Source organism: Myxococcus vastator (assembly GCF_010894475.1).
GTDB lineage: Bacteria > Myxococcota > Myxococcia > Myxococcales > Myxococcaceae > Myxococcus > Myxococcus vastator.
On the sequence record NZ_JAAIYB010000281.1, the window covers coordinates 1 to 11,133 of the forward strand.

10 protein-coding genes are annotated in these 11,133 nt (G+C 64.8%); all 10 read right to left on the reverse strand.

Annotated features, from left to right (window positions below; all coding sequences use genetic code 11):
* Positions 1-1,018, reverse strand: a 1,018-nt coding sequence (locus tag G4D87_RS24495; protein WP_163784631.1) for a sensor histidine kinase, incomplete at its 3' end; no start/stop codon positions are given.
* A 16-nt stretch (positions 1,019-1,034) separates the two neighbouring features.
* Positions 1,035-2,042: a prepilin peptidase gene (locus tag G4D87_RS24500; RefSeq protein ID WP_163784632.1), complete on the reverse strand. Its 1,008-nt coding sequence runs from the start codon at positions 2,040-2,042 to the stop codon at positions 1,035-1,037.
* A gap of 23 nt (positions 2,043-2,065) precedes the next feature.
* Positions 2,066-2,833 (reverse strand): ABC transporter permease, encoded by a 768-nt coding sequence (locus G4D87_RS24505; RefSeq protein ID WP_163784633.1) that lies wholly within the window; start codon positions 2,831-2,833, stop codon positions 2,066-2,068.
* Positions 2,833-3,813, reverse strand: coding sequence for an ABC transporter ATP-binding protein (locus G4D87_RS24510; RefSeq protein WP_163784634.1), 981 nt, complete (start codon positions 3,811-3,813; stop codon positions 2,833-2,835). Before G4D87_RS24510 ends, G4D87_RS24505 begins: the two co-directional genes overlap by 1 nt.
* On the reverse strand, positions 3,810-4,721 hold the full coding sequence (locus G4D87_RS24515; RefSeq protein ID WP_163784635.1) for an ABC transporter: 912 nt from the start codon (positions 4,719-4,721) through the stop codon (positions 3,810-3,812). The genes G4D87_RS24510 and G4D87_RS24515 overlap by 4 nt, the downstream gene beginning before the upstream one ends.
* Positions 4,722-4,820: 99 nt before the next feature.
* On the reverse strand, positions 4,821-5,471 hold the full coding sequence (gene pilA / locus G4D87_RS24520; protein WP_163784636.1) for a type IV pilin protein PilA: 651 nt from the start codon (positions 5,469-5,471) through the stop codon (positions 4,821-4,823).
* Positions 5,472-5,657: 186 nt separating this feature from the next.
* Positions 5,658-7,094 carry a sigma-54-dependent transcriptional regulator gene (locus G4D87_RS24525; RefSeq protein WP_163784637.1) on the reverse strand — a complete coding sequence of 479 codons (1,437 nt, stop codon included), beginning with the start codon at positions 7,092-7,094 and terminating at the stop codon, positions 5,658-5,660.
* Positions 7,091-8,659 carry a two-component system sensor histidine kinase NtrB gene (locus G4D87_RS24530; RefSeq protein WP_240358558.1) on the reverse strand — a complete coding sequence of 523 codons (1,569 nt, stop codon included), beginning with the start codon at positions 8,657-8,659 and terminating at the stop codon, positions 7,091-7,093. Before G4D87_RS24530 ends, G4D87_RS24525 begins: the two co-directional genes overlap by 4 nt.
* A 25-nt stretch (positions 8,660-8,684) precedes the next feature.
* Positions 8,685-9,938 (reverse strand): type IV pilus assembly protein PilC, encoded by a 1,254-nt coding sequence (pilC, locus tag G4D87_RS24535; RefSeq protein ID WP_163784638.1) that lies wholly within the window; start codon positions 9,936-9,938, stop codon positions 8,685-8,687.
* Positions 9,939-9,995: 57 nt separating this feature from the next.
* Positions 9,996-11,111, reverse strand: coding sequence for a type IV pilus twitching motility protein PilT (locus G4D87_RS24540; protein WP_163784639.1), 1,116 nt, complete (start codon positions 11,109-11,111; stop codon positions 9,996-9,998).
* Positions 11,112-11,133: the final 22 nt, after the last annotated feature.

Sequence of the window (11,133 nt, forward strand, 5' to 3'; positions counted from 1 at the left end):
GTCCCAGTCCTGTCCCCCCCCTCCCCTTGGTCGTGAAGAAGGGCTCGAAGAGGCGGGGCATGACGTCGGCGGGGATTCCCGTCCCGGCATCCTCCACGACCAGTCGGGCCTCGTTTTCCTCCCGCCGACTGGAGACCCGCACCGCCCCCTGCCCTCCCATGGCCTGGGCAGCGTTGAGCAACAGGTTGATGACAATCTGGGACAGCGGCCCAGCATCCGCGCGGGCAAACAGCCCTCGCTCCAGCCCCAGTTCCACCGTCACCCCGGACAACTCGGGCGCGACCTGGACCAGGCGCACGCAAGTCTCCACCACCGTCCCCACCTCCACTGGCCCCAGCGCGGTCGACCCAGGCCGCCCCAGGTCCAACAGGCCCCGGATGATGAGGTCGATGCGCTGCACCTCGTGGTCGATGCGCTCCAAGAAGTCCTTCAGCTCAGGCGTATTCGCCTTGGACCGAGCCAGGGCCACGTAGCCGAGAATGCCCGCCAGTGGATTTCCCACCTCGTGCGCCACACCTGCGGCCAGCCGCCCCACCGTGGCCAATCGCTCAGACGCCACCAATTCGGTCTGGGTGCGAGCCAGCCGGGCGTTGGACTCGCGAAGGGACTCCATCTGCGCACGCGTGAGCGCCTGCTCCTCGCGAAGCGCCTCCGCCATTCGCTGTAGCGCCCGTTGGATGCGCGACACCACGGAGCCCCCTTGGGTCGGAACCAGGTGAGGGTCCAGCTCCAACCGACCGAACTGCTCCACGACGGCCTCGGTGCGTCGCAACGGAAGACCCACCATCAAGTCCAGGACCACGTAGGTGAGCACCGTCAAAGCGACCAGGTCCAATCCCAGGACCACGGGAAGGACGCCCCTCACGCGCGACAGCACCTCCTCTTGAGCACTGCCTTCCGGCACCCAACGGCGGACTGCCTCCAACAACCGGAACAGCACTGGCTGCACGGACAGCCAGGTGAGCCCCGTCGACAGCGAGCCCAGCAGGAACGCAACGCTGGCGAGGCGCCACTTCATCGCATCCGCACCCCGCTCACGGCAGGCCACCCAACATCATCGCGATGTCCGGCGGCAGGATGCGGGACAACCAGGGGCCCAGCAGAAGCAGCTCCAACCCCGCGAGCGCCAGCCACGGTCCGAAGGGAATGCTGGTGCGATCCGGCACCCACTCTTCCTCTTCGCCCTCCTCGTCCAGCGGCGCGTCGGGAATGGGCTGGACCAGGAGGCACACGGGCACCAGCAGCAGGCGCTTCCAGAGCGGGAGGCCGGGCTGCATGAACTCCCAAGTCATCGTGAGCGGAGGCGCCTCACCTTCGGGTGCCTCCGGAGCGCTTTCCGCCCGAGGCCCGGCCCGGCCCGTCAACAACAACATCAGGATGCCCACCAGAGCCCCCTGCATGGACGCGAACAGGAGGACGCCTAGCAGCGAGCGCCAGGTCAGGAACGCGCCCAACATGGCCACCAGATACTTGTCCCCTGCCCCCAAGGCTTCTCGCTGGAAGACCTTCCAGCCCACGTACTCCATCACCCGGAAGGACAGGAAGCCCGCCACCGCGCCAATCAGCGCGTCACGGAAGAACTCCGTGCCCAGGGGGATGGCGAGCATGACGCCCGCGAGCATTCCCGACACCGTCATGGACAGCGGCAGAATCCAGTGGTCCAGGTCGATGAAGGCGAGCGGCACCAGCAGGGACACGAGCACCAGCGCGGGCACCAGCTCGTACGTCCAGCCGAAGCGCCGCAGGCAGGCGAAGTAGAGAAGTCCGGTGAGCAGCTCCACCAGCGGATAGCGCACGGAGATGGGAGTGGCACACCCCCGACAGCGCGCCCGTAGTGCCAGCCACGACAGTAGCGGGATGTTCTCGTACCAGGCCAGGACGTGCCCGCACTTGGGGCACCGCGAGCCCGGGCGAACGATGCTCTGGTCCAGCGGCACCCTTGCGATGACAACGTTGAGGAAGCTGCCCACGCACAAGCCGAGCACGAACAGGAACACGGCGAACAGGGGCCCGAAGTATCCCGGCAGGGAGGAATGCGTCACAGGGGACGCATCCTACCCGAGACTCAGCGGAAGTCGCGCCGCTCGAACACGAGCGCCGCCAGTACGCAGAAGAGCGCGCCCCATCCCAGAGCGTAAAGCGTGGCAGAGCCAAGCTCAGCCGCAGTCACCTCGAGGGCGTAGGTGGCGCGTGGCCTGAAGTTCAGGCGCTCCAGGTTGGGCAGGGCGTAGTAGGTGGCCTTGCTGACCCACTGCACCAGTTCGACCTTCGATTTCACGCCCAGGTTGTAGATGTCCGCGCAAAGGTGGCCCGCGAAGTACAAGCCCGTCGTGACCAGGGCGGATACCAACTGGCTGGCGAAGGTGGAAAGCAGGAACCCAGCGCTGGTGAGCACGAACAGTTCCAGGTACAGCCCCCAGAGGGCGGCCATTTGCGGCTGGGTGATGGGCGCGCGATGCAGGACGAGTTCCACCCAGAACAGCAGGGTCATCGCCACCAGCAACACACCCAGGGTGAGCATGTTGCCCGCCAGCCGCGCTAGCAGGAAGCGGCTGCGGGATAACGGCTTGGACACCATCAGGAAGATGGTCCGCCGCTCGATTTCGCGGCTGATGAGCCCGGACGACAAGTAGATGGCGAGGAAGACGAGCAGCAGGCTCATCACACCGAGGCCAAAGTCCGTCACCACCCGGTCAAAGGTGCTGACGGTGACCTCGGTGACGAGCGTGGTGGCGAAGAGCAGTAGGAGCGCGAAGGCCGCGACCAGTACCGTTACCCGGTTGCGACGCGCCTCACGAAAGCCATTCCACGCCATGGCAGCAAAGGCACCCATCACTGAATCTCCCCGCCCACTGTCTGACCACCCGCCTGCTTCATGGCGTCCAGGAAGAGGTCTTCCAAGGAGAAACGCGCGGGCTGCACCCGGCTAACACGCCCTCCCTTGGTGATGACGGCCTGCAGCAAGCCATGCGACGCGGCATCAGGCACCCGCAGCAACACCCGGCTGTCCAACTGCTGCGCGTGCTCGTACGCGAACCCCAGGGACTGAAGCTGCTCCAGTGGAAGACCGTGCACCACCATCTCCACGGAAGGCGCCTTGGCGGACACCAACTCCTGCACGCTCCCTTCCTGAACGCGCTTGCCTCCCACCAACACCACCACCCGGTCGCAGAGCGACTCCACATCCGAAATAATGTGCGTGCAGAAGAGAATGGTCGTTCCCTTGGCACGCTCGGCGAGAATGATGTCACGCATCTGTCGCCGCCCCAGGGGATCCAACCCGGAGGTAGGCTCATCCAGTACCAGCAGGCGGGGACCACTGATGAGCGCCTGGGCCAGCGCCGTGCGCTGCACCATGCCCTTGGAGTAGCGGCGGATCTGGAGGTCGGACGCGCGCCCCATGCCGACTTCGCCGAGCACGCGCTCCACGCGCTGGTCCAAGTCGTGACCGCTCATCCCGAAGATGCGCCCAGCCAGCGTCACGAACTCGCGCCCGGTGAGATACTCGTAGAGCGAAGGATTCTCCGGAAGGAACCCTACCTGCCGCCGCACATGCGGTCGGTCAGGAGACTCACCAAAAAGCAGCGCCTGCCCTTCAGAGGCACGCACCAACCCCATGAGAATCTTGATGGTCGTGGACTTACCGGCTCCATTGGGCCCCAACAACCCGTAGACCTGTCCTGGTGCGATTTCCAGATCCAGGCCTTGGAGCGCCTTCACCTGCTTGTTGAGGAAGAAGCCCACTCGGTACGTCTTGGACAACCCACGAATGGACACCGGCAGACTCACTGCGGACGAGGTCGCGGCGCTCATGGCCCCACCTCCGACTCATCGAGCTGAATGCCACCCGCTTCGAGCTCCTCACGCAGTTCCTTCTTCTTTGCGTCGTCGTACATCTCCAACCTGTAGAGTCCGGAAGTGGAGCGAGCACGCCCCCGCCGGTCAATGAAGAACTGGCCCTCCAGAGGGTCTTCCGGCATGGCGTTGAGATAGCCCTCGCGAACCAACGCGGAGACCGTCTGGGGACGCTCGCCTCTATCGTTCTGGAAGGCTTCGATGGCATCGTCAATCTGCGTGAGCACGCGCTCGCGCAAGAGTTCCTTGATGCGGTGCTCGTAGAAGGCCCTCGACTCATCGTCTTCGGCGCTGTCACGGAGCATCTCCGCCATGTGCAGGCCTGACTCGAAGTGGCCAGCCTGCGCGTAGAGGCGCGTGGCCAATTGAGGCAGGTACTGCGGGATATCCGGAAACTTCGACAGCGTCATGAGCAAGTCGGCCGCCATCTTGTAGTCACGGTCGTAAGTCATCTTGTTGTAGGCCAACTGGAACAGGAAACGACGGTCCTCCGGGAACGCGGCCAGCCCCTTGGTCAGCAGCCTGGACGACAAGTCCGTGTTCACCCACTGCTCTCGCCCAAGATTGAAGGGCGTGGTGATGGCACCCCACTCGTAGACGAACCTGAATTTCGGGTCGAGGTCGGTCGCCAAGTCCGAATAGAAGAACACATCCCGGTACTCGGTATCCGTGTTCGCGCGCCCTACCTGCTGAATGGCCTGAATCCAGTAGAAGTCAGCCAACAGCGGCTTGTACGCCGCACCTAACACTTCGAGCATCTCTCTGCGGGGGAGGATGGGGCCATCCTTCGTCCGCAAAGGCTTGGCCGGCTTGTCGGCCAACAGTGCGATGGAGCAGACAGCCAGGCACAGCACCACGATCCGCATGAGCACCTTGGGGGCAGGAACGGCGAAGGGCCGCCATCCTAAAGGAAGGCGGCCCCAGGAACAGTGGCAAGGCCACCGCTCATTCCGAGTCAAACTGAATCACGGCCCGTCGCAGGCCACGTCGTTCCGGGTGTTGTACGGGGTGCCGGAGGAGACATTGCCTTCCTCAGAGCACGGCCCCGCCGCACCAACGCCCTCGAAGCCGGCGATCACCCAGTCATCATTGGAATCCTCGTTGTCCGCGTTACCCGAGGCGCCCGCGAAGAAGTTGCAGTTGGGGCAGTCCGGAATGCCCGGCAGAACGCCGAAGGTGGTGCTCATATCCGCAACCGTGGTCGAGAAGGTCGCGACCACCGGGTTCGGGTTATCGATCTGGGAGTTCGCACCGAACCGATAGGAGTCGTTCTCGATGCAGGAAACCGCAGTGGCCGGGGGCACGAGGGTCGCCACGTCGCGGACTTCGCAGGCACCAGCAGCAGACACGCGGTACGCGTAGCGGTTGCCGCGCTCCGGCGCGAAGCCGATCTCGTTCGCGAAGTTGGAGTAACGGTCCTTCTCGGAGAAGAACGACTTCTGTGCCGTGTACAGCGCCTTGAGGTTCGTCTTCGCCTCGGACTGCTTCGAGCGGGCCTGGAACTTGATGAAGTTCGGGATGGCGATGGCGGCGAGGATGCCGATGATGGCGACCACGATCATGAGCTCGATGAGCGTGAAGCCACGGTTGCGGGGGTTGAATCGCGAGACGCGCATAGGGGTCCTCAAGAAAGGTTGCGACAGGGGGGCACTGCGCCCGCGGATGGCAATAGCATGTGGCATGCCATAGCTACCGACCACGCCAACCCTGCGGATTTCCTAGGCATGAAGAATCCAGTCCCAGGGTTCAAGTCCAAGGCTGACAAAAATCGGCACTGACGCTGACGAGAACTGTCGATCAGCCTACGCATCGGAGGGTCCTCCGGGCTCCAGGTCCTCCGTCAAGCCGTGCTTGGCCAGCCGGTAGCGGAAGGAACGAAACGAGAGCCCGAGGAGTTCCGCGGCCCGTGTCTTCACGCCGCCAGCCTGTTTCATCGCGGCCAGCAAGTACCGCCGCTCGCTGTCATCCAAGTGGCGCTCCAGATTGAAACCCGCGCCAAGCCCTGGCTCGCTCCCCTCCGTGGAGCGCACGGTGGGCTCTATCTCTCCACGCACCGCGGGCGGAAGCGTGGTCGGCCCGAGCAGATCCGAGTCAGACAAGGTAGCAGCCCGCTCCACCATGTTCTGTAACTGCCGCACATTCCCGGGGAACGGATAGCGCTCCAGCAGCGCCAGCGTCTCAGGCGCAAACCGCAGGCCTGGCCTCCCTAGTTCCTCCGCCAGCCGCGACAGGAAGTAGCTCGCCAACAGGGAGATGTCTCCAGCGCGCTCGCGCAGAGGCGGCAACTCCACCGTAATCACATTGAGGCGATAGAAGAGGTCCTCCCGAAACCGCCCCGCCTTCACCTCCGCTTCCAGCCGCCGGTTCGTGGCCGCGATGACTCGCGCCTGGAAGGGAATCTCCGCCGCGCTCCCCACCGGCTTCACCTTCCGCTCCTGGAGCACGCGGAGCAGCTTCACTTGGGTGGCCAGCGGCATTTCCCCGACCTCATCCAGCATGACCGTGCCGTCGCCCGCCGCGACCAACAAGCCCGAACGGTCATGCGTAGCCCCGGTGAAAGCCCCTTTTACGTGCCCGAAGAGCTCGCTCTCAAGCGTCCCCTCATTCAACGCGGCACAGTTGAACGGAAGGAAGGGTCTAGCGGCGCGGCTGCCGCGCATGTGGATGGCACGCGCAACAAGTTCCTTGCCCGTACCGCTCTCACCCGTCACCAGTACGGTGCTGCGTCCGGAAGCCACCTTTTCCACCAGCGACCACACGGCCTGCATCCGGGCGCTCTGCCCCACCGCGCCATCAAGCCCGGGAAAGAGGCGCGCACGAAGTCCGGTGTTCTCCTGCCGCAGCGAGCGCTTCTCAAGCGCCTTCTGGACGAGGAGCCGCAACTCCTCGTTGTCGAAGGGCTTGCAGATGTAGTCATACGCGCCCTCGCGCATCGCCTCCACGGCGGCCGCAGGCGTTCCGTAGGCGGTGATGAGCACCACCTCCGGCGATGCGGGACGAGCGCGCGCCGCACGGAGCACGTCGAGCCCACTGCCGGTTCCAAGCTTCAAATCGGAAATGACCAGGTCCACCCCGTCCAAGGCGAGCGCATCGCACGCGGCTTTCACCCCGGCCACGCTCGTCACGAAGTACCCCTCTCGCTGGAGCAGCAGTTCGAGGTACTCGCGCATGGACAGCTCGTCGTCGACCACCAAGATGTGGCCGCGCGCCCCCGCCTCCCCTCCCTGTATCGTGGTCACAGCGGCAACCCCACCACGAATTCGGTCCCTTCTTCAGGATTGGAGCGCACACGAATGGCGCCACCATGTGCCCGAATGATGGAGTGTGCAGTGGACAACCCCAGCCCCGTGCCACCATCCCGCGTCGTGAAGAACGGCTCGAACAAGTGCCCCATCATCTCCTCCGTGATGCTCCCCCCCGAGTCCCAGATGCAGATTCTCGCCTCGTTCTCGGCCCGCGTCAGTGCCACTTTCACGTGGCCTCGCGGCCCTGCGGCCTGAAACGCATTGCGTACGAGGTTGATGAGCACCTGACGGAGCTGATCCGGGTCAACTGAGACTGCCATGGGCTCCGAAGTGGCTGTTTCGACCCGCACGTCCCGAGCCAAAGGGTCCACGCGGAGCATGTCCAACGTCTCCGTCAGCAAGGACGCCAGCGCCACTTGCTGAAGCACCGGTGTTGGCGGGCGCGCGAAGCGCAGAAAGTCCTCCACCAGGCGCGCCAGTCGATCCGCCTCGCGAATCAGGATGTTGGTGAGCTTCTGGGCCATGCCGTCCTGCGCGTCCTGCGCCAGCAACTGCGCTGAGCCACGCATGGACGCGAGCGGGTTGCGCAACTCGTGCGCAAGTTGAGCGGAGAGCGCCCCCAGGCTCGCCAGCCGATCCGCACGCTTGAGGTCGTCCTCCATTCGCCTCAACTGGGTGAGGTCCTGGAACACCATGAGCAGCGCCCCGGGTTCTCCATCGAGTGGCGTTACGGACAGGCCCAGGATGCGCCGCTTCAGCCCCTTGCCCACCACCAGCTCACTGCGCGGCGAGCGGGGAGCCAACCCGAGCACGCCTGGAAGGAGCGCCTCCAAGTCGGTCCCTACAACTTGCGTGGCATCCACTTGGAGAATCAAACAGCCCGCGGGATTGACGTAGGTAATGCGTCGACTCGCATCACACGTGACGAGTCCCGACGGCATGGAGGACAGAATCTGTTGCTGCAGGCGCCCCAGCCGATGGAGGTCCGCCTCGCGAGCGGACAGGGCACCCCCCGCAGCGGAGAGTTGGCGAGACAAGTAGCCCGCCAACACGGCAATGAGCACCAGTGCCAGAGCGTTGCTCCCCAGGACGAACATCACCCGGGTCGGAGGCATCAGCCCCCCAGGAGCGTTGCCGAAGAAGCGCGCGCCCACCACCAGCGTGGCGAAACACAACGCGGACGCAGCGGCGGCCCAAAGGGCGCCACGCCGGTCCAATACGACGGCCGCGCCAATGACCGACAAACTGTAGAGAAAAGTCAGGGGCGAGTCCGCGCCGCCACTCAGGTAGACCAGCCCGGTGGCGATGACCACGTCGCCAACGACCTGGACCCACGCATCACTGAGGCCGCCCTGCCCCCGCCGCAGCCGCAGTCCGACCACCAGTGTCGAGACGTACGCGATAACAATGACCGCGAGCGACAGGGTATCAGCCCGGCTCAGATCCTGAGAAGGCTGCAGGAGCAGTCGCGCAAGGGTGATGACGAGCGACAGGCTCGCGGCCACCGTACGGAACAGCACCAGCCATACGAGCCGCGACCTGAAGGCGCCCCCAGCCAAGGGGCGCCCACCTACGACAACAGCGCTACTGGATGGCACCGGCAAGCGAGAAGATCGGCAGGTACATGCCGATGAGGAAGCCACCGACCACGCCGCCGAGGAACACCATCAGCACCGGCTCAATCATCGCCGTGAGGCTGTTGATGGCCGCGTCCACCTCGTCGTCGTAGAAGTCGGCGATCTTGTTGAGCATGGTGTCCATGGCACCCGTCGCCTCACCCACGCCGATCATCTGCACCACCATGGACGGGAACACCTTCGTCTCCGCCAGGGGCCCCGCGATGTTCTTGCCCTCGGCGATCTTCCCGCGGACGTAGATGATGGCGTCTTCCACCGTCCGGTTGCCTGCCGTCTTCGCGGTGACGTCCAGCGCGTCCAGGATGGGCACGCCGGAGGAGATCATGGTCCCCAGCGTGCGGGTGAACCGGGCCACGGCCACCTTACGGAGGACAGGGCCGAAGACGGGCATGAAGAGGAACACCTTGTCCCAGAACTTCCGGCCACGCGGCTGGCGATAGCTCCATGAGAACGCCATCACAAACGCGGTGATGGAGCCCGCCGCATGGAAGAAGTACTCCTGTGCCATGTGCGAGAAGTTCACGATCATCTGCGTCGGCCCCGGTAGCTCCGAGCCGAAGTCCGCGAACATCTTCTCGAAGACGGGTGTCACCTTCAGCAGGAGCACCGCCGTCACGCCAATGGCCACCAGGATGACGATGACCGGATAGGTCATCGCGCTCTTGACCTTGGACTTGAGCTTCTCGTTCTTCTCCCGGTACGCCGCGAGCCGGTTGAGGATGGCGTCGAGGATACCGCCCACCTCGCCCGCGGCGCAGAGCTGGACGTAGAGCTCGTCGAAGACCTTGGGGTGCTCCTTCAGCGCGTCCGCGAAGGTGCTGCCCTGCTCCACCTTGCCCTTGATGGCGAACAGCACCTTCTTGAAGGAAGGGTTGTCCATCTGGCTCGCGAGGATGTCGAGGCACTGCACCAGCGGGAGGCCGGCGTCGATCATCGTGGCGAACTGACGGGTGAAGACGAGGATGTCCTTGCCTTCGACGCCGCCCAGGCCGGGGATGGAGATGTCCCCATCCAGCAGGCCCTTCCTGCGCACCTTGACGGGGTTCAGGCCCAGGGACTTGAGGCGCGCGTTGACGGCCTCGACGTCCATCGCCTCCATCTCACCCTTTTTGGACTCCCCGCTCTTGGTCTTCGCCTCCCAGAGGAACTGGGCGGTGACCTTCTTGGGAGCTGATGCCGACTTCACTGCTGGGGCTGCCATGAGCTGGACCTCCGCGGGTGCCGCGCCACTCTAACCGCTGATCTCTGAATCCCGGAACTAACGACCACCCGCTCCCCCGCCTGGCCGCTGCATCCCGGGCAGCGTCCCACCGCCCGTGGCCAGGATGTTGCGCAGTTCATCAGGATCCGTAGAACGTCCGAAGGCCTCGTCCTGAGTGATGAGCCGCCGCAGCAGCAGCGCCGCCAGGGCCTGATTGAAGGTCTGCATGCCGAACTTCGCCTGACCGACCTGCATGGACGAATAGATCTGGTGGACCTTGTCCTCGCGGATGAGGTTCCGGATGGCGGGGTTGGGCACCATCACCTCCAGCGCCAGGATGCGGCCAGGGCCGCCCGCCTTCGACACCAGCGCCTGGCTCATCACGCCCTCCAGCACGAAGGACATCTGCGCGCGAACCTGCGGCTGCTGGTACGGCGGGAACACGTCCAGCACGCGGTTGATGGTCTGCACCGCGCTGTTGGTGTGAAGCGTCGCGTAGCAGATGTGGCCTGTCTCCGCGATGGTGAGCGCCGCCTCAATCGTCTCCAGGTCGCGGAGCTCACCGACGAGCACCACGTCCGGGTCCTGGCGGAGGATGTACTTGAGGGCCGTCTTGAAGTTCCGCGTGTCCGCCCCCACCTCGCGCTGATTCACGAGGCAGTTCTTGTGCGGGTGCAGGTACTCGATGGGGTCCTCGATGGTCATGATGTGCTCATGACGCTCGGTGTTGATCTTGTCGATCATCGACGCCAGCGTGGTGGACTTGCCCGAGCCCGTGGGGCCCGTCACCAGGATGAGCCCGCGCGACTTCTTCACCAGCTCCGCCACCACCGGCGGCAGCCCCAGCTCCTGGAACGTCAGAATCTTGAAGGGAATGGTCCGGAACGCCGCGGCGACCGCGCCACGCTGCATGAAGATGTTGGCGCGGAAGCGCGACAGGCCCTTCACGCCGAAGGACAGGTCCAGCTCGTTGTCCTCTTCGAACTTGTGCTTCTGGGCGTCCGTGAGGATGGAGTAGCAGAGCTGCTTCGTCTCCACCGGAGTCAGCGGCGCCGTCTTCAAGGGGACGAGCTCGCCGTCGACGCGAAGCTGCGGCGGAGAGCCGGTGGTGATGTGGAGGTCGGAAGCGCCCTTCTCGACCATCGCCTTGAGGAGCTGGTGCAGGTTGGCCACGGGGGGGATGTCCTTCGGGGGG